This is a genomic window from Streptomyces sp. NBC_01352 (assembly GCF_036237295.1).
Taxonomy (GTDB): domain Bacteria; phylum Actinomycetota; class Actinomycetes; order Streptomycetales; family Streptomycetaceae; genus Streptomyces; species Streptomyces plumbiresistens.
Genome location: NZ_CP108354.1, coordinates 836,122 through 854,795, shown reverse-complemented (window position 1 = coordinate 854,795; position 18,674 = coordinate 836,122). Strand labels below are relative to the sequence as shown.

Below are 18,674 nucleotides of genomic sequence, written 5' to 3'. Positions count from 1 at the left end.
ATAATAGGTTATCTATTTGAGAGGAATAGCGTCGAGTCGGGGCGGGCTGACATGGGACTGCTGGACGGCCGGAACGCGGTGATCACCGGCGGCGCACAGGGCATCGGTTTCGAGATCGCAGGCGTCCTCGCCGCCGAGGGCGCGTCCGTCGTCCTCGGCGACATCAACGAGCACGCCGCGGCGGAAGCCGCCGAACGCCTCGCCAAGAACGGCGTGGCCGCCACCTCGCTGCGCTGTGACGTCACCGACGAGGACGAGGTCGCCGCCCTCGTCACCCACTGCGCCGACATCTTCGGACCGGTCGGCGTCATGGTCAACAACGCCGGGATCACCCGGGACGCGACCCTGCGCAAGATGGCTCTCGCCGACTTCCGCGCCGTTGTCGACGTGCACCTGACCGGCGCCTGGAACGGCACCCGGTATGCCGCCGAGGCGATGCGCGCGCACGGACAGGGCGGCAGCATCGTCAACATCTCCTCCATCGCCGGCAAGGTCGGCAACTTCGGGCAGACCAACTACAGCGCGGCCAAGGCCGGACTCGTCGGCCTCACCAAGGCCTCCGCCAAGGAACTCGCGAAAGCGGGCATCCGCGTCAACGCCGTACAGCCGGGCCTGATCCGCACCGCCATGACCGAGGCGATGCCCCAGGCCGCCTGGGAGTCGAAGCTCGCGGAGATCCCGATGGGGCGTGCCGGAGAGCCGGCCGAGGTCGCCCAGGTCGTCCTGTTCCTCGCGTCCGACCTGGCGAGCTACGTCACCGGAGCCGTGGTCGAGGTGACCGGCGGCCGGTACATGTGAGCGCCGCCCCCACGCCCGTGCCACTCACCTCTCACGAAAGGCCCACCCGATGCCCGCCCTCCTGCGTGACGCGGTGATCTGCGAACCCGTGCGTACCCCCGTCGGCGGCTACGGCGGCGTCTTCCGCGACGTGACGGCGGCCGTACTCGCCGCCACGGTCGTCCGCGCCGTACTGGAACGCACCGGCATACCCCCCGCAGCCGTGGACGACGTCCTGCTGGGCCAGTGCTATCCCAACGGAGAGGCCCCGGCCATCGGCCGCGTCGCCGCCCTGGACGCCGGTCTGCCGGTGGAGGTGCCGGGACTGCAGATCGACCGCCGTTGCGGCTCCGGACTCCAGGCGATCATCACCGCCGCGATGCAGGTGCAGACCGGCGCGAGCGACCTGGTGCTGGCCGGTGGCGTGGAGTCGATGAGCCAGGCCGAGTTCTACACCACCGACGTCCGCTGGGGAGTGCGCGGAGCGGGCACCACGCTGCACGACCGGCTGGCCCGCGGCCGGGTCACCTCCGGGGGCGTCAACCACCCCGTCGCGGGGGGCATGCTGGAGACCGCCGAGAACCTGCGCCGCGAGTACGAGATCCCCCGCGAGGAGCAGGACCGGCTCGCCCTGCGCTCGCACGAGAGGGCCGTCGCGGCCCAGCGGGAAGGCCGGTTCGCGGACGAGATCGTGCCCGTCACCGTGCACACCCGGAAGGGAGCGACGGTCGTCGACACCGACGAACACCCGCGTCCCGGCTCCTCGTTGGAGAAGCTCGCGTCGCTGCGCCCCGTGCTCGGCCGCCAGGACCCCGAGGCGACCGTCACGGCCGGCAACGCCAGCGGGCAGAACGACGGCGCCGCGCTCTGCGTCGTGACCCATCCCGAGCGCGCCGCCGAACTCGGCCTGCGTCCGCTGGGCCGCCTGGTCTCCTGGGCCGTCGTGGGCGTACCGCCCGAGACGATGGGCATCGGGCCGGTACCCGCCACCGCCAGAGCCCTGGAGCGCGCCGGACTCAAGCTCGCCGACATCGACCTGATCGAACTCAACGAGGCCTTCGCCGCCCAGGTACTGGCCTGCACCCGCGCATGGGGCCTGACCGAGCCCGACTTCGAGCGGTTCAACGTCAACGGCTCCGGCATCTCGCTGGGCCACCCCGTCGGCGCCACCGGCGGCCGCATCCTCGCCACCCTGCTGCGCGAACTCGACCGCCGCCAGGCCCGCTACGGCCTGGAGACCATGTGCCTCGGCGGAGGCCAGGGCCTGGCCGCCGTCTTCGAACGGCCGACCGACGCAACCCACGCTCATGGAGGACGCTGACATGGCCGGACTGATCGCGTACGGCGCCTACGTGCCGTACCACCGCCTAGCGCGGACGGATGTCGCAGCCGCCCTGGGCGGCAAGGGGGGCAAGGGGACCCGCGCGGTCGCGGGCTACGACGAGGACACCACGTCCATGGCCGTCGAGGCGGCCCGCGGCGCCCTGGCCCGCGACGGCCTGCGCGCCCGTGTCAGCCAGCTCTTCCTCGCCACCGCCGCACCCGCCTATCTCGACAAGACGAACGCCACCGCCGTCCACGCCGCGCTCGGCCTCGACGAGCACGTGCTCGCCGCCGACATGGCCGGCTCCGTGCGGTCCGGCCTCGGTGCCCTCGTCACGGCCGCCCGGTCCCCGGTACCGACCCTGACGGTCCTGTCCGACCTGCGCACCGGCCTGCCCGGCGGCGGCGACGAGGTCGCGGGCGGCGACGGCGCGGCGGCGTTCGTCTTCGGCGGACACCGCAACGGGGCCCCGGTCATCGCGGAGTTGCTCGCCCACGACACGGTGAGCGACGAGATCCTCGACCGCTGGCGGCTGCCGGGCGCGCCCGCCTCCCGGGTCTGGGAGGAGCGCTTCGCCGAGGAGATCTACGTGTCCCTCGCGGACAAGGCGCTGGGCGCCGCCCTCGACCAGGCGGGCCTCGACCTCGGGGCGATCGACCACCTCGTCGTCTCCGGACTGCACGCGCGTGCCTGCACGGCCGTCCGGCGCACGGCGGGCGTCCGACCCGAGGCGGTGACCCCGGACCTCACCGGGGCGATCGGCAACGCCGGCACCGCCCAGCCCGGCCTGCTCCTCGCCGACGTCCTGGACCGGGCCCGGCCGGGCGAGATCATCGCCCTCGTGGTCCTCGGTGACGGCGCCGGAGTCCTGCTGCTGCGCGCCACCGACGCGCTCCCCGCACACCGCGCGGCCCGCCCGGTCGCCGCGCAGATCGCCGCGGGCAGCGCCCCGATGCCGTATGCCACGTATCTGTCCTGGCGCGGTCTCCTCGACCGCGAACCACCTCGCCGGCCGGACCCGGAGCCGCCCTACGCCCCGCCCGCACACCGCCGCACGAGCTGGAAGTACGGCTTCGTCGCCTCCCGGTGCGAGAAGTGCGCAACCCGGCACCTGCCGCCGGACCGAGTGTGCGTGTCGTGCCGGAGCGTCGACGCCATGACCGACGAGCCGATGGCGCACGTGCGCGGCACGGTCGCCACGTTCACCGTCGACCGCCTGGCGGCCACGCCGAGTCCGCCGATGCTCGTCGTGGTCGTCGACTACGACGGCGGCGGCCGGTTCCGGTGCCAGCTCACCGACGCCACCGAGGCCGACGCCGTCATCGGCGCCCGGGTGGAGATGACGTTCCGGCGCACGGTCACCGCGTCCGGAGTCCACAACTACTTCTGGAAGGCCCGGCCGGTGCGCACGGGCGAGACCGAGGGGACACACTGATGGGCTCGCACGGAATACGGGACCGGGTCGCGATCGTCGGCATGGGCTGCACGCCCTTCGGCGAGCACTGGACCCGCTCGGCGGACGACCTGCTGATCGACGCCGTCGGCGAGGCGGTCACCTCGGCCGGCATCACCCTCGACGACATCGACGCGTACTGGTTCGGCACGCAGGCCTCCGGCGTGTCCGGGCTGACTCTGAGCCGGGCACTCCACCTGCCGAACAAGCCGGTCACCCGCGTCGAGAACATGTGCGCGACCGGCTCCGAGGCCCTGCGCAACGCCTGCTACGCCGTCGCGTCAGGGGCGTACGACGTGGCGATGGCCGTCGGCGTGGAGAAGCTCAAGGACTCCGGCATGTCCGGGCTGTCCGGCACCGCCATCCCGGGCGCGGGCGACGACAGCCGCGGGGAGATCACCGCCCCTGCCAACTTCTCCCTTCTCGCTCCCGCCTACGCCGCCAAGTACGGCCTGGCGGAGGAGGAGATGAAGGACGTCATCACTCGCATCGCCTGGAAGAACCACGTCAACGGGGCCCGCAACCCCCGCGCGCAGTTCCGCAAGGAGGTCCCGCTGGAGCGCATCCGGTCGGCCCCGATCGTCGCGGGCATGCTCGGCGTGTTCGACTGCTCCGGGGTCTCCGACGGCTCGGCCGCCGCGATCGTCGTACGTGCCGAGGACGCCTACAAGTACACCGACAAGCCGATCTTCGTGAAGGCCCTGTCCTTCGTCGCGGGTCCGGCGGACGGGCTCCTCGACCCGGAGTACGACTTCACCACCTTCCCCGAGGTCGTCGCCTCCGCCCAGGAGGCGTACCGGCAGGCCGGCATCACCGACCCGCGCGCCGAACTCGCCCTCGCCGAGGTCCACGACTGCTTCACGCCCACCGAGTTGGTGCTGATGGAGGACCTGGGCTTCTCCGAGCGCGGTCAGGGATGGAAGGACGTCACCAGCGGGGCGTTCGACCTGGACGGCTCGCTGCCGGTCAACCCGGACGGCGGTCTGAAGGCCTTCGGCCATCCCATCGGCGCCTCCGGCCTGCGCATGATGTTCGAGGCGTGGCTCCAACTGCGGGGCGAGGCACCGGCCGAGCGGACAGTGCAGTCCGTGGCCGAAGGACGCTCGCTCGCCCTGACCCACAACCTCGGTGGCGGCCCCGGCGAATGCGTCTCGTTCGTGTCGGTGGTCGGCAGCCAACTCTCCGACTAGGAAAGGCAGTTCGGCCATGGGGCGACTCGAAGGAAAGATCACCATCGTCACCGGGGCCGCTTCCGGCATCGGCGCCGCCACCGCGCGGCGCGTGGCGGCCGAGGGCGCGCACACGGTCGTCGCAGACCTGAACACCGAGGGAGCCAAGGCGGTCACGGAGGAGATCCGTGCCGCCGGGGGGTCCGCGACAGCGGTCCCGGTCGACCTCGGTGACGTCGAGAGCGTACGGGCCATGGTGGCCGCGGCGGTCGAGACGTACGGCGGTCTCGACGTCCTGCACAACAACGCGGCGGCCACTCATCTGGCCGCCCGCCAGGACCTCGCCGTAGTGGAGGCCGACCCCGGGGTCTGGGACGACACCATGCGCATCAACCTCCGCGGGACCATGGTCGCCATCCAGGCCGCCGTCCCGCACATGGTCGCGCGCGGCGGCGGCTCGATCATCAACACCTCGTCCGGGTCCGGCCTCGCGGGCGACCTGCGCAACCCGGCGTACGGCGCTTCCAAGGCCGCCCTCATCAATCTCACGCAGTACGTCGCCACCCAGTACGGCAAGCAGGGCGTGCGCTGCAACGCCATCGCGCCGGGGTTCATCGTCACGCCGGCCAGCTCCGGTTCGGCGCACGGGGCGATCCGGGAGGCGATGCTCCGCCATCACCTCACCCCGCGCCTGGGGCGCCCGGAGGACGTCGCGTCGGCGGTCGTCTTCCTCGCCTGCGACGAGTCGGCCTTCATCACCGGGCACACCCTGCGCGTGGACGGCGGGCTGCTGTCCCATCAGCCGTACGTGGCGGACCTGCGCTCCGGGTGAGGAGTTGGCCGAATTCCTTCCCCCGCCGAACAGGGCAGCGTTTTTACCGGGTGGCAATTGTGAAGAAATGAACCCTTCCTACGGTCCGGGCACCAGGTGTGATGGTTCCGCTTCCGATCCCCCGCGAGGCCGCCGTGACCGAAGTCCCCGTCTCCCTCAGCCCGCTCGTCGATCCACCAGCCGACTCCGAACCCCAGCACGGCCGTCTGGACTCCGCTGCCCTCGGCCTGCCCTCCGTGCTGTTCTGCATCGTGACCGGCGCGGCGCCGATGACCGCGATGCTGTTCAACGTCCCCGTGGCCGTGATGGGCGGCGGCTACGCGGCGCCCGCCGCGTTCCTGCTGGCCACCGTGGCCCTGACGGTCTTCTCCGTCGGCTATATCGCGATGAGCCGCCGGGTGACGTCCGCCGGCGGCTTCTACACGTTCATCAGCCGCGGCCTCGGCCGGATCACCGGTGTGGGCTCCGGAGTGCTCATCGCCCTGTGCTACATCATCTTCTCCGCCGCCGTCATCGGCGTGATGGGCTACTTCGCCGCCACCAGCGTGGAGGAGTGGACCGGGTGGTCCATCCCGGCGGCGGTCTACATGTTCGGCGGGCTCGGGGTGATGAGCCTGCTCGCCTGGTTCCACATCGAGCTGACGGCCAAGGTGCTCGGCGTCCTGCTCGTGTCGGAGGTGCTGGTCCTGCTGGTGCTGGGGGTCGGCGTCATGATCGACGGCGGAGCCCACGGCCTCTCCGCGGCCCCGCTCAACCCGGGCGAGCTGTTCGGCAACGACGACGCGACCAAGGTCTTCGGCTCGGCGGCCGCCGGCGTGGCCCTCTTCGCCGCCTTCTGGTCCTGGGTCGGCTTCGAGATGGCGCCGAACTACGCCGAGGAGTCCCGTGACCCGCACAAGATCGCGGCGCGCGCGACCTACGGCTCGGTGATCGGCCTCGGAGTGTTCTACATGTTCGTGTCCTACGTGTACGTCACCGGATGGGGCCTGCCGGAGTCGGTGCAGGCGGTGAAGGACCAGTTCGAGGGCAAGTTCGCCTCGGCCTTCTACCCGCTGTCCGACCGGTACGTCGGCTCTCCGCTCACCACGGCCATGGAAGTGCTCGCGATCACCAGCTCCTTCGCCTGCGCCATGGCCTTCTACAACACCGGCGCGCGCTATCTGTTCTCGCTCGGCCGGGAAGGCATCCTCCCGTCCGTCCTGGCCCGCACCTCGCGCCGGCACAGCCCCATCGTGGCGTCCATGACCGTGACCGTCGCGCTGGGCCTGTACGTGCTGGGCTTCGTGCTCTACGACTCCAGCGCCGAAGGGGCACTGCTGAAGCTCGGAACCTGGTCGCCGCTGCTCGGCGTGCTGGGCATCCTGGCGGTGCAGGCCCTGGCCTCGGCAGCGATCATCCGCTACTTCCTCACCACCGCGCGCGACGGCTTCCACTGGTTCACCACGCTCGTCGCCCCCCTCCTCGGCGGAGCGGCGATGGTCGGCGCCTGCTATCTGCTGATCGACAACCGGACCGTGCTGGCGGGCGCCGACGACGTCCCGTTCATCACCTATCTGCCGTGGACCGTGCTCGCCATGTTCCTGGCCGGTGTCGTCATCGCCGTCGTACTGCGCTCACGCAGCCCCGAGAAGTACGCGGAACTCGGACACTTCACGCTCGCAGACCCTGACGCGGAAGACCCCGCGAGCGAGCCGGCGGTGGCCGTCTCATGACCGCGACCACCGCCGCCGAAGGTCTCGCCGGCGCCATCGACCCCGGCAGCCCCGCGCACCCCCTTCAGCCGTTGTCGGCCCCGGAGATCTCGGCGGCCGCCGCGCTCCTCCGCGCGGCCAGAGGACTCTCCGAGGCCGCGCGCTTCGTCTTCGTGACGCTGCACGAGCCGCCCAAGCCGGACGTCCTCGCGTGGCAGCCCGGCGAACCCCTGCTGCCGCGCGAGGCGTTCGTCCTGCTGTACGAGCGCGGGGAGCGGCGCACCTACGAGGCGGTGGTGTCACTCACCGCCCGCGAGGTCGTGTCCTGGCGGCACGTCGAGGGTGTGCAACCCCCGATCATGGACGAGGAGTTCAACGCCTGCGAGGACATCGTGCGGGACGATCCGCGGTGGCAGGAGGCGATGCGCCGCCGCGGCGTCGAGGACTTCTCCCTGGCGATGGTCGACCCCTGGGCGGCGAGCTGGACCGGCTCCCAGGACGACCCGGCGGCCCGCCGGATCGCCCGCCCGCTCACCTGGGTCCGCTCCGCGCCAGGGGAGCACGGCTACGCCCGCCCCGTCGAGGGCCTGGTGGTGGTCGTCGACCTGGACGAGCGCAGGGTCGTCGAGGTCGAGGACCACGGCGTCGTACCGTTCCCGCCCCGGCCCGGCAACTACGAGCCGGAGTTCCAGTTCGACCCGGACAACGTCCCCGCCTTCCCGGCGTACCGCGACGATGTGAAGCCCATCGAGATCACCCAGCCCGCCGGCCCCAGCTTCACCGTCGACGGACACGAGGTGCGCTGGCAGAAGTGGCGGCTGCGGATCGGCTTCACACCCCGCGAGGGCCTGGTACTGCACCAGGTCGGCTACGACGACCGGGGCACGCTGCGCCCCGTGCTCTACCGCGCCTCCCTTTCCGAGATGTACGTCCCCTACGGCGACCCGGCGCCGACACACCGCTTCAAGAACGTCTTCGACCAGGGCGAGTACGGTGTCGGCTGGCTCGCCAACTCGCTCACCCTCGGCTGCGACTGCGTCGGGCACATCCATTACTTCGACGGGGTGGTGAACGACCAGGACGGTGCCCCCGTCACCATCCCCAACGCCGTGTGCATGCACGAGGAGGACGCCGGAATCGCCTGGAAGCACACCGACTTCCGCACCGGCGCCGTACAGGTGCGGCGCCGAAGGCGCCTGGTCATCTCCATGATCGCCACGGTCGGGAACTACGAGTACGGGTACTTCTGGTACCTCTACAACGACGGCACCATCGAGTACGAGGTCAAGCTCACCGGTGTCATCTCCACCGGTGCGCTGCCCCTCGGCGAGAAGCCCCGGCACGGCACGCTCGTGGCGCTCGGTCTCTACGGGCCGCACCACCAGCATTTCTTCTGTGTCCGGCTCGACATGAGCGTCGACGGCCCGGCGAACACCGTGGTCGAGATCGACTCGGTGGCCAGCCCGCCGGGGCCGGAGAATCCGCACAACAACGCCTGGGAGGCACGGCGGAACGTCCTGGCGCGGGAGTCGGCGGCCCAGCGGCGGATCGACCCGACGAAGGCGCGGTACTGGAAGATCGAGAACCCGGGGAAGCTCTCCGGGCTCGGCGAGCCAGTGGCGTACACACTCATGCCGGGAGCCAACACCGTACCGATGTACCCGCCGGAGGCGCTGTTCGCTCCCCGTGCCGGATTCACCGGGAGCCATCTGTGGGTGACCGCCTACGATCCCGCCGAGCGCTACGCCGCCGGTGACTATCCCAACCAGCACCCGGGCGGCGAGGGATTGCCCGCCTACGCCGCCGCCGACCGTCCGCTGGAGGACACCGACGTGGTGGTCTGGTACACCTTCGGCGCCCACCATGTGGTCCGCCCGGAGGACTGGCCGGTCATGCCGGTCAGCACCATCGGCTTCATGCTCAAGCCGAGCGGCTTCTTCGACGGCAATCCGGCCCTCGACCTGCCGCCGAGCGAGAGCGCGCACTGCCACACCGACGACCCGGCGGCCTGCTGCTGACGGGCCCCACACGTCTCAGGCGCTCACGGTGTCCTCGTCCGCCACTTCGTCCGGCGTCACCTCGCCCAAGTAGGCCGCCCGGACCGCCGGATCGCGCCGGACCTCCTCGGGGGTGCCGGCGCAGATCCGGTGTCCGAAGTCCAGCACGACCACTTGGTCGCAGACGCTCATGACCATGTCGACGTCGTGTTCGACGAGCAGCACCCCCATGCCCCAGTCCTCGGCGAGCCGCCGTACCAGACGGGCCAGTTCCCGGGTCTCGTCGTCCGACAGACCCGCGGCCGGTTCGTCGAGGAGCAGCACGGACGGCGAGGCCGCCACCGCACGGGCGATGGCCAGCAGCCGCCGCTCTCCGTACGACAGGTCGCCCACCGGCCGGTCCAGACTGTCCTGGAGACCGAACTCCCGTACGGCGACCAGCGCATGGGCGGGGAGCGGGCGGCTGCCGGGACGGATCAGGTCCGTGAGGTAGGCCCACCGGCCGGGCCGGTCGCAGGCCGCGTACAGGTTGTCCAGGACGGTCATGTCCTCGAACAGCTCCAGCGACTGGAAGGACCGGCTGAGCCCACCGGCGGCCCGCCGGTGGACGGGCAGGCGGGTCGCGTCCCGGTCGCCGAGGCGCACACTGCCCGACGCGGCCCGGGTGAAGCCGGTGATCGCGTCGATGGCGGAGGTCTTGCCGGCGCCGTTGGGTCCGATGAGGCCGACGACCCGGCCCGGCTCGACGTCCAGCGACAGTCCGTCGACGGCGACGACACCGCCGTAGCGGACGGTCAGGTCCCGCACGTGGAGGGGGAGCGGGGCGGTGCGGGTCACCTCCACGGAGGGGAGCGGGGCGGTGCGGGTCACCTCCACGGAGGGGAGCGGGGCGGTGCGGGTCACCTCCGAGGCGGATGTCGGCTCGTCCTTCCGGACGGTCGGCACCCGTTTCGACGACAGCCTGCGCCCGACGGCCGCGGGCTGCTTGCCGAGCCCCTTCCCGATGCCGTCCTGGTTGCCCACCAGTGTCAGCACCAGGATGATCCCGCCGATCAGCGGCATCCACTCACTCAGCCCGGGCAGCACCAGGTCCCCGAACCGGGCACCCACCGTGCCCGCGGCGAAGGTCGCGGCGAACAGCGGGCCGACGAGGAAGCCGACACCGCCGATGACCGCGAGACCGAGCGCGGTGATGGAGTCGAAGCCGGCGAAGCCGGACAGGACGACCGAGGTCGAGCGGAAGCCGGTGAGCACTCCGGCGAGGGCGGCGATGGCCGAAGACAGGCCGAAGGCGTAGAGCTTGGCCGCGCGGACGTCGATGCCCAGGGCGGCGGCGGCCCGCTCGTTGGCGCGTACGGCGATCAGCCGGCGGCCGGTCCGGCTGCGCCGCACGTTGGCGACCACGAGTGCGGCGGCGACGAACATCACGAGCACCACGGCGGCGTATCGCTGCGGATGGTCGACTCCGGAGATGCTGATTCCGAAGAGGGTCTGCTTGCCCACCGCGATGCCGTCGCTGCCGGGGGTCGTCGACAGATCGGTGTTCTGGAAGACCATCGCCTCCAGGGTGGTGCCGAGGCCGAGCGTGATGATCGCGAGGTTGACGCCGCGGGTGCGGACCGCCGGAACCGCGAAGAGCAGACCGATCGGCACGGTGCCCAACACCCCTGCCAGCAGCGCGAGTTCGAACGGCCATCCCCAGTCGGCCGCCGCATGTCCGGCGATGAAGGCGCCGGTGCCGGCCAGGGCGTAGGCCGCGAGGGAGACCTGTCCCGCGTAACCGGTGACCACGACGATCGACAGGATGATCAGCGACAGCACCAGGGTGGTGGTGATCGCGTCGGCCCACAGTGGCGTCGCCAGGCTCACCAACGACAGCCCGGCCACGACGGCGAGAGCCAGCGGCAGGGGGCGTACCTTCCCGGTGCCGAGTGCGGGGAGCCGGTCCAGGAACGTGCCGCGCAGCGGCAGCGCCCGGCCGCGTGCGACCAGCACCAGGGCGATGAACAGGAAGGGGACCGACGCGGCGAGCCCGGTGACGTCGGAGCCGAACCGGGTCAGCTCGGACTGCACGACCCCGATGACCAGACCACCCGCCAGGGTGACGGGGAACGACGAGAACCTGCCGACCAGAGCCGCGGCCAGCGCGCTCAGCAGGAGGGTGGTCAGCCCGGTCACCGACAGACCGATGACCGGCACGATCAGGATGCCGGTCAGCCCGGCGAGCGCCGAGCCCAGAGCCCAGTTGCCGGTGGCGATCAGGTCCGGGGACCAGCCGAGCGAGGCGGCGGCGCCCTCGTTCTCCGCGACCGCGGTGGTGCCCAGGCCGAACAGCGTGCGCTTGTAGAGGAGATGGAGGAGCACGGTCACGACGACCGCGATGCCGAGCAGCCAGACGCGGTCCTCGGTGACCGTCACTCCGGCGATCGTCAGCAGCTCGTTGGGCAGCTTGCCCGGCACCAACTGCAGGCTGTCGCCGTAGCGCTTGACGGCGAGCGCGGTGAGCACGATGAAGACCGCCAGGGTGCCGACCAGACGGGCCAGCGAGGACGCCCTGCGCAGCGGACGGAGCACCAGCAGGTGGGTGAGCACGCCCAGTACCGCGGAGGCGAGGACACCGCACGCGGTGGCGGGCCAGTACGGCACGCCGTGCTGGGTGGCGAGTTCCCACTGGACGTAGGCGCCGGCCATACCGATCGCGCCGTGCGCGAAGTTCAGGACACCGGAGCCCCGGTAGACCAGCACGATGCCGTGCGCGGTGAGCGCGTAGAGGGCGCCCAACCCCAGGCCGAGCAGCGCGAACCGCAGGATGTCGTCCATCGGGGAACCTCCTGGAGGTAGGGGCTAGAAAGCACATTCATTTAAATAATTGTGCCGAGAGTACTTCACTAACTCCAAAACGCACCCCATGCTGTTCGCCATCTCGACGACGAGCCCCGCGGAGGAACCATGAACGACTCACGCCGACGCAGAACCGCCACAGCGAGCTGTCTCGCGGTGACCGGAGTCCTGCTCGCCGCAGGGTGCGGGGGAGAGGAGGCCGGCAGCTCCACGACAGAGGCCACCTCGCTGAAGGGCACACCGGTCAAGGTGATGGTCTGGGCGCCCGAGGACACCCAGGGCAGCGCCCAGCCCGGAGTCCGGCTCACCGCCCAGGCGTACGAGAAGTGGATCAACGCCAACGGCGGGATCAAGGGCGGCCCGCTGAAGGTGCTGACCTGCAACGAGAAGAACGAACCCGACGAGGCCGAGAAGTGCGCCCAGCAGGCGGTCGCCGAGAAGGTGATCGCGGTGGTGGGCTCGTACAGCCTCGCCGGTGACCGCTACATGCCCATCCTGCAGAAGGCCGGCATCCCGTACATCGGCGGGACCGGCGTCTCGGCGGCGGAGTTCTCCAACCCGCTGTCCTTCCCGGTCAACGGCGGCACCCCGGTGGTGTTCGCGGCACACGGCAAGCAGCTGGTGGACCAGGGCTGCAAGAAGATCTCCGGCGTACGGTACGACGTCGCGGCCGCCGAGACCGTCGCGAAGTTCCTCGCCCTCGGTGTGATCTCCGCCGGCGGGTCGGCGCCCAAGGACCTCAAGGTGCCGGTCACGGCCACCGACCTCGCCCCGCAGGTCGCCGCCGCGACCCGGGACAGCGACTGTGTGGACGTCATCCTGGGTACGCACTCCGACCTGTTCGTGACGTCGTACGTGCAGTCCGGCGCGAAGACGAAGCTCGGCAGTGTCGTCGGCAACCTCACCCCGCAGCTGGCCGAGAGCACCGGCGGCAGCGGCAGTCCGCTGGAGGGCTCCGCGATCACCGGCTACTACCCGCCGACCTCCGACGCCGCCTGGAAGGACTTCCTCGAAGCCACCAAGGGCAACAAGGAGATCGACACCAGTAACGGCGCCAACGGCACGGCCTGGGTGGCGTTCAAGGTCTTCACCGAGGCGGTCAAGAACCTGCCGACGATCTCCTCCAAGGCGCTGGTGGACGAGCTCGACACCACGACGGGCATCGACACCGGCGGCCTGACCCCGCCGCTGACCTGGAAGACGTCGACAGCCCTGTCGATCAAGGGCCTCGACCGCATCCACAACACCACCGCCACCGAACTGACCATCCGCGACGGGAAGATCGAGTGGGCCAAGCCCGGAGCGACCTTCGTCGACGTCCGCAAGGTCCTGACGGCCACGTCGTCCGGCTGAGGAGAGAGCCCGTGCTCGACACCGGTGTGCCCCTGATCGCGACCCACGCCCTGTCCGCCGGATACGGCAGCCAACCCGTCGTGCGCGACCTCGACATCGAGGTCCGCCCCGGCGAGGTCGTCGCCCTGCTCGGGCCCAACGGCGCGGGCAAGACCACCACCCTCCGGGCGCTCTCGGGCAGCCTGGCCCCGATGCGCGGCGAGGTGCGCTGGCTGGGCGAGCCCGGCCACGCACCGCTGCACCGCCGCGCCCGCCAGGGGCTGGCGTACGTCGGCGAGCGGGCGGTCTTCACCCGGCTCGACACCGCGGACAACCTGCGGGTCGGCCGGGTGACGACACAGCACGCACTGGAGCTCTTCCCCGAGCTCGAGAAACGCCTCAAGACCGGCGCGGGCATGCTGTCGGGCGGCGAGCAGCAGATGCTGTCGCTGGCCCGTGCACTGTGCCGGGCTCCCAAGCTGCTCCTCGCGGACGAACTCTCCCTCGGTCTCGCCCCGCTCGTGGTCGACCGGCTCCTGCGCGCGGTACGCGAGGCGGCGGACCGCGGCCTGGGCGCGCTGCTGGTCGAACAGCACGTGCGCAAGGTGCTGGACATCGCCGACCGCGTGTACGTCCTGCACCGCGGCCGCGTCACCATGACCGGCACCCCGAAGGACCTGCGCGGAAACCTGGACGCGATCGAGTCGTCGTACCTCGCCGAGAAGACACCGCAGGAGACAACTCAAGAGACAACTGAAGAGACGACGTACGCAACTGATTGAGGTGAACGCTGTGTCAGGCGCACGCGAGCAGATCCGATCCCTCGTCCCTTCCGGCGACACCTTCGACCAACCCGCCGAAGACCTGAGGGAGTTGCAGCTCGAAGCCGCACGGGAGGCCTTCGCCGCTCACCGCGAGCGCATCCCGCTGCTGCGTACCCGGGCCGAGGAGACCGGCGTACACGAGATCACCGGTCTCGACGACCTCGTGCCGCTGCTGTTCTCGCACACCAGCTACAAGTCGTACCCCGTCTCCCTCATCACCGCCGGCCGGTGGGACCGGCTCCTGCGCTGGTACACGACCGTGTCGGCGGTCGAACCGGGCGACGTCGACATGGGCGGCGTCCGCGACATCGACGAGTGGACCGAACGCATCACCGCCGCCGGCCACCGCCCCTACATCACCAGCGGCACCTCCGGGAAGGTGTCCTTCCTCAACTGCGATGCCGGTGACCTGAGTTTCCTGCACGACATCCTGGAGCACCTCACCTGCTGGCCCGATCCACTCCCGCCGAATCCCACCCGCCGCGGCTACCTGCTGGCCCCGGCGAGCGGACCGATGCGCTCCGTCGACGGCTTCCGGTGGCACGCGGAGGTCTTCGCGCGCCCCGGGCAGACCCATCTGCTCACCGAGGACCCCATGCGGGTGTCCGAGCTGATGAGCAGCGCGCTGCTGCGCCGCCGGATGGCGGAGGGCACCGCGACCCCGCAGGAGATCAGCTCCTTCGATGCCGGGTCCGCGGCCCGTGAGGAGGAGCTGGGCGCGGCGGTCGAGCGGATCGTCGAGGACATCGCCGCGCACCGCGACGAGCCGTTGCTGATCGCCGGGATGAACAACCAGCAGTTCGCGTTGATCCAGGCCCTGCGCGCCCGCGGCGTACCCGACGGCAGCCTCCATCCGGACACGCTGGTGCTCAGCGGTGGCGGCAACAAAGGGCGTGCGCTGCCCGACGACTACCAGGCGCAGTTCGCCGCCTTCTACGACGGCGTACGGCGGGTCCGCAGCTACGGCATGACGGAGCTTCAGGGCTCCTGCCCCTCCTGCGAGAAGGGCAACTACCACGTGCCGCCGTGGGTGATCGCCTTGGTGCTCGACGAGGCCGGCGAGAAGCTGCTCAACCCGGCACAGGGGGTGGTGGAGGGGCGGTTCGCGTTCCTGGACCTCTCCCTGGAAGGCCGCTGGGGCGGGCTGATCAGCGGCGACCGGGTCTTCGTGGACTTCTCCCCGTGCGACTGCGGGAGAGCGGGACCGGTGGTCCTGCCCGACATCCAGCGCTACGGGGACCTCGGCGGCGACGACAAGATCACCTGCGCCGCGACACTCGACTCCTACGTGCGGGGGATGATCCACGGATGAGCGGCACGACGCTCGACGGCACCGCGGCAGGCTCCGTGGCCGTCGTCCACATGGTCCGCGGCGAGATCGACGAAAGCCCACACCTGGACGTCGGCCGATTCTCCGTACCGGCACTCGACCTGGACCGCCTCGTATGGCCACGTACCGAACCCGGCCCCGCCTTCCACGTGCCCGTGGCGGAGATCGTCGACCTGCTGGTGGAGACCGGAGAGGCCCTCAAGGCGGACCGTGAGGGCCTGCTCGCCGAGGCCCTGGACCGGATGGTCCGGGTCAGCCCGCTGCCCGCGGAGGTGCTCGAACGCGCCTACGCCGTGCTGTGGCGCAGTTTCCAGCGCGCCGGCCTGTACGCCCAGGTCGACCTCGAACTCGGTGGTGCGGACGTGCTCGACGGCTGGCGCGAGGTGCGGCTGCCCGGCGACCGGCTCGCGGCCACGCGCGCGTTCCCGCCGCGCCTGGTGCACATCATCGCCGGCAACGCACCCGGCGTCGCCGCGATGTCCGTCGTCCGCGGCGCGCTCACCAAGGGCGTCAACCTCCTGAAGCTGCCCTCCAACGACCTGTTCACCGCGACCGCGATCCTGCGCACCATGGCGGCGGTGGCCCCCGGCCACCCCGTGGTGCGCTCGTTCTCCGCGGTGTACTGGCGCGGCGGCGACGAGCGGGTGGAGAGCGTGCTGTTCCGCCCGCAGTTCTTCGACAAGCTGGTCGCCTGGGGCGGTGAGGCCACGATCAGAGGGGCCCTGAGGTACGTCGGTCCGGGATTCGAGCTCGTGTCCTTCGACCCCAAGACGTCCATCTCCCTGATCGGACGAGAGGCTTTCGCCTCCCCGCGGACGCTGGCCCAGGCAGCCGACGCGGGCGCCGCCGACGCCACTTTCTTCAACCAGCAGGCCTGCGTGGCCAGCCGCTTCCAGTTCGTCGAGGGATCCTGGGACGACGCCGACCGCTACGCCGCCCTGCTGTGCGAACGCCTCGGAGTGGCACGGGAGTTCAGCTCGGCAAGCGGCCCACGGGTCGCCGCGGAACTGCGCGAGGAGATCGACGTCCTGCGGTCCCTGGCGCCCGAGTACCGGGTATGGGGCGGATACGAGGGCCGCGGCCTGGTCATCCGCTCTCCCGAACCGGTGGACTTCCACCCCGACGGAAAGATCGTCGACGTCGTCCCTGTCGGCGCGCTCTCCGAGGCGGTCGCACACGCCGGGGTCGCGACCCAGACGGTCGGCGTCTACCCCGACGCCCGCAAGGCGGAACTGCGCGACGCCCTCGCCTGCGCCGGCGTCCAGCGCGTGGTCTCCCTCGGTGGAGCGGGCGGCATGCCGCCGGGCCTCTCCCACGACGGCTTCTACCCGCTGCAGCGGCTCGTGCGGTGGGTGAACGACGAGTGACGGGTTTTGTCGGCTGTGTGAAAAGGCCCCGTCGTCTCGCGTAGCCACAGCCGCAACTGCAGTTGGGCCAGCAGCATCTGATCGGCGTCATGGAAGTCCAGTCCCGATACCTCCCTGATCCGGCGCAGCCGGTACCGCAAGGTGTTCACATGCACCCGCAGGTGTGCCGCGGCGTCCTCGGCCAGGCTTCCCGCAGCCAGGTAGGCGGCGAGGGTCTCGGTGAGGACGCCGTCGGGTCCGTCGTGCTCCACGAGGCTGCGAAGGGGGCCCGTGGTCGGCGGCAGGCCGAGCGACTGGGCGACGTCGCCGAGGCGATCGAGCAGCACGTGGAGCGCCGTCTCGTCGAGGGTGGCCACGGCGGGCGCCGAGTCCCCGGCACCGCGCAGGGCGCGCAGCACGGCGTCGGCCTGGGCCCGGACGGCGGGCACCCGGCCGGGCTCGACGGCGGGCCCGGCGACCGCGGCCAGATAGTCACCGCCGGGCCCGCCCGGCGACCGGGCGACGAAGTCCGCGGCCAACGAGCGGGCCGCGGCCAGAACCTCGTCCCTTGACTGCTGGGGCCAGGCACCCAGTACGTACACCGCACGGTCACCGCGCACGGTCACCGCCGATGGGCGCACTGCGGAGAGGTAGAGCGTCAGGGCCTCCTCGAGCCGGCGAAGACCGGCGGCCGCGACGGCGGCCTCTGTGGGGGCGGTGTCCGAGGCACCGTCCGAGGGGGCGCCCGGCGGGCACAGGCCCACGGCGATCAGGCACAGCGCCCCGGTGTGCAGTTGCAACTCACGGGCCGCGATCTCCCCGTCCGGGCCCCCGCCGAGCACTGCCGCGGCCAGTTCGTGGCGCCGCTGCCGGGCCCAGGCGGAGCGGTCGGAGCGGGTGTTGGCCAGGTGCAGGGCGACGACCGGGGCGAACAGTTCGAGCCACCGGGTGTGTTCCTCGGGCAGCGGGGCGGTGACGACCGCCCAGACGTAGCCGAGGACTTCGGAGTCGGCGCGTACGGCAATCGCCACCCGGGGTAGAAGGCCCGGTTCGTACGACTCGATGTACACCGGCGCCTTGGAGGAGTGCAGCCGGTCGAAGGCGCCCTGCTCAGCGAGCTTGTGCAGTCGGCTCGGATGCACCGCGCGGCCGAGGATCGTCTCCACCCTCGATTCGTCCGTGTCGTCCTGTCCTGCCGACCAGGCCAGCACCGCCGAGACCGCGTCCTCGATGGTGACCGGGGCCTGGATCATCGCGCTGATGGTGTTGGCCAGTGCGAACAGGTCGCTGGTGGCACCCGCGGGCTCCCACTGCGCCCGCGAGTGGTCCAGCAGGCGCTGCCGCAGGGTCGTCGCGACGTGCATCCAGGAGGCGTCCGGGTTGACCTCGACGACCGGCACCGGGCAGTCGGCGGCCTCGGCGGGGACCGGTCCCTTCACCGCGAGCCCACGCGCGCCGGCGCGCTGGGCGGCGCTGCCGAGGGCGAGCAGCTCCGCCCCCAGGGCCACGCCCACGCACAGCACCAAGCACCCCGCCTCCATTTCATCGGGGTCGGCCGGGTCATGAATGGCCACCCCGGCGAGGGGCTGGTCCGCACCGCCCGGGTCGACCGCGAGCCGCAGCAGGGGGTCGCCGATGTCCTGGACGAGGCGGTGCAGGGTGGGGGCTTGCTCCATGGCGACACCCTAGCCGGATTGTCGTGGACAACCACTCGATGGCCTGAGGATTGATGTCCAGCACAAAAACTGTGGCGGCATG

At 71.2% G+C, this 18,674-nt stretch carries 13 protein-coding genes; 11 read left to right on the top strand and 2 right to left on the bottom strand.

Going from position 1 to position 18,674, the window contains the following annotated elements:
- The first annotated feature begins 51 nt into the window (after positions 1-51).
- The 7 genes from fabG to OG252_RS04160 all read left to right on the top strand — a co-directional run bounded on the left by fabG (position 52) and on the right by OG252_RS04160 (position 9,264).
- Positions 52-798: a 3-oxoacyl-ACP reductase FabG gene (fabG, locus tag OG252_RS04190; protein WP_266451832.1), complete on the top strand. Its 747-nt coding sequence runs from the start codon at positions 52-54 to the stop codon at positions 796-798.
- A gap of 49 nt (positions 799-847) precedes the next feature.
- Entirely contained in the window at positions 848-2,098 is a 1,251-nt protein-coding gene (locus OG252_RS04185) for an acetyl-CoA C-acetyltransferase (protein WP_329333782.1), read from the top strand.
- A 1-nt stretch (position 2,099) separates the two neighbouring features.
- On the top strand, positions 2,100-3,536 hold the full coding sequence (locus tag OG252_RS04180; RefSeq protein ID WP_329333779.1) for an OB-fold domain-containing protein: 1,437 nt from the start codon (positions 2,100-2,102) through the stop codon (positions 3,534-3,536).
- Positions 3,536-4,744 (top strand): acetyl-CoA acetyltransferase, encoded by a 1,209-nt coding sequence (locus tag OG252_RS04175; RefSeq protein ID WP_329333777.1) that lies wholly within the window; start codon positions 3,536-3,538, stop codon positions 4,742-4,744. Before OG252_RS04180 ends, OG252_RS04175 begins: the two co-directional genes overlap by 1 nt.
- A 16-nt stretch (positions 4,745-4,760) precedes the next feature.
- Positions 4,761-5,555, top strand: a complete 795-nt coding sequence (locus tag OG252_RS04170; RefSeq protein WP_329333775.1) for an SDR family NAD(P)-dependent oxidoreductase — start codon at positions 4,761-4,763, stop codon at positions 5,553-5,555.
- A gap of 134 nt (positions 5,556-5,689) precedes the next feature.
- Positions 5,690-7,267 carry an APC family permease gene (locus OG252_RS04165; RefSeq protein WP_329333772.1) on the top strand — a complete coding sequence of 526 codons (1,578 nt, stop codon included), beginning with the start codon at positions 5,690-5,692 and terminating at the stop codon, positions 7,265-7,267.
- The gene (locus OG252_RS04160; protein WP_329333770.1) at positions 7,264-9,264 is read left to right on the top strand and encodes a primary-amine oxidase; all 2,001 of its coding nucleotides are present in this window, start codon (positions 7,264-7,266) and stop codon (positions 9,262-9,264) included. Before OG252_RS04165 ends, OG252_RS04160 begins: the two co-directional genes overlap by 4 nt.
- 15 nt (positions 9,265-9,279) lie before the next feature.
- Here OG252_RS04160 and OG252_RS04155 read toward each other — a convergent pair whose 3' ends face one another.
- Positions 9,280-12,063 (bottom strand): branched-chain amino acid ABC transporter permease/ATP-binding protein, encoded by a 2,784-nt coding sequence (locus OG252_RS04155; RefSeq protein ID WP_329333768.1) that lies wholly within the window; start codon positions 12,061-12,063, stop codon positions 9,280-9,282.
- Between the two features lie 129 nt (positions 12,064-12,192).
- Here OG252_RS04155 and OG252_RS04150 point away from each other — a divergent pair, with 129 nt between their 5' ends.
- From OG252_RS04150 to OG252_RS04135, 4 genes are read left to right on the top strand one after another with little or no spacing between them, the layout of a single operon-like run.
- Positions 12,193-13,437, top strand: a complete 1,245-nt coding sequence (locus OG252_RS04150; RefSeq protein ID WP_266451840.1) for an ABC transporter substrate-binding protein — start codon at positions 12,193-12,195, stop codon at positions 13,435-13,437.
- 11 nt (positions 13,438-13,448) lie between these two features.
- Positions 13,449-14,198, top strand: coding sequence for an ABC transporter ATP-binding protein (locus OG252_RS04145; RefSeq protein ID WP_329333765.1), 750 nt, complete (start codon positions 13,449-13,451; stop codon positions 14,196-14,198).
- 10 nt (positions 14,199-14,208) lie between these two features.
- A complete protein-coding gene (locus OG252_RS04140; protein ID WP_329333763.1) occupies positions 14,209-15,552 on the top strand; it encodes a hypothetical protein in 1,344 nt (447 codons plus the stop codon).
- Positions 15,549-16,937: an acyl-CoA reductase gene (locus tag OG252_RS04135; protein WP_329333761.1), complete on the top strand. Its 1,389-nt coding sequence runs from the start codon at positions 15,549-15,551 to the stop codon at positions 16,935-16,937. Before OG252_RS04140 ends, OG252_RS04135 begins: the two co-directional genes overlap by 4 nt.
- On the opposite strand, the gene OG252_RS04130 is transcribed toward OG252_RS04135, so the two are convergent.
- Positions 16,895-18,592: a PucR family transcriptional regulator gene (locus OG252_RS04130; RefSeq protein ID WP_329333759.1), complete on the bottom strand. Its 1,698-nt coding sequence runs from the start codon at positions 18,590-18,592 to the stop codon at positions 16,895-16,897. The two genes, OG252_RS04135 and OG252_RS04130, sit on opposite strands and share 43 nt — an antisense overlap.
- Between the last annotated feature and the right edge of the window lie 82 nt (positions 18,593-18,674).

Bases quoted from the DNA above. Each gene is read 5' to 3' on its own strand.
- fabG (WP_266451832.1), top strand. From the start codon at position 52: ATGGGACTGCTGGACGGCCGGAACGCGGTGATCACCGGCGGCGCACAG.
- OG252_RS04185 (WP_329333782.1), top strand. From the start codon at position 848: ATGCCCGCCCTCCTGCGTGACGCGGTGATCTGCGAACCCGTGCGTACC.
- OG252_RS04180 (WP_329333779.1), top strand. From the start codon at position 2,100: ATGGCCGGACTGATCGCGTACGGCGCCTACGTGCCGTACCACCGCCTA.
- OG252_RS04175 (WP_329333777.1), top strand. From the start codon at position 3,536: ATGGGCTCGCACGGAATACGGGACCGGGTCGCGATCGTCGGCATGGGC.
- OG252_RS04170 (WP_329333775.1), top strand. From the start codon at position 4,761: ATGGGGCGACTCGAAGGAAAGATCACCATCGTCACCGGGGCCGCTTCC.
- OG252_RS04160 (WP_329333770.1), top strand. From the start codon at position 7,264: ATGACCGCGACCACCGCCGCCGAAGGTCTCGCCGGCGCCATCGACCCC.
- OG252_RS04155 (WP_329333768.1), bottom strand. From the start codon at position 12,063: ATGGACGACATCCTGCGGTTCGCGCTGCTCGGCCTGGGGTTGGGCGCC.
- OG252_RS04150 (WP_266451840.1), top strand. From the start codon at position 12,193: ATGAACGACTCACGCCGACGCAGAACCGCCACAGCGAGCTGTCTCGCG.
- OG252_RS04135 (WP_329333761.1), top strand. From the start codon at position 15,549: ATGAGCGGCACGACGCTCGACGGCACCGCGGCAGGCTCCGTGGCCGTC.
- OG252_RS04130 (WP_329333759.1), bottom strand. From the start codon at position 18,592: ATGGAGCAAGCCCCCACCCTGCACCGCCTCGTCCAGGACATCGGCGAC.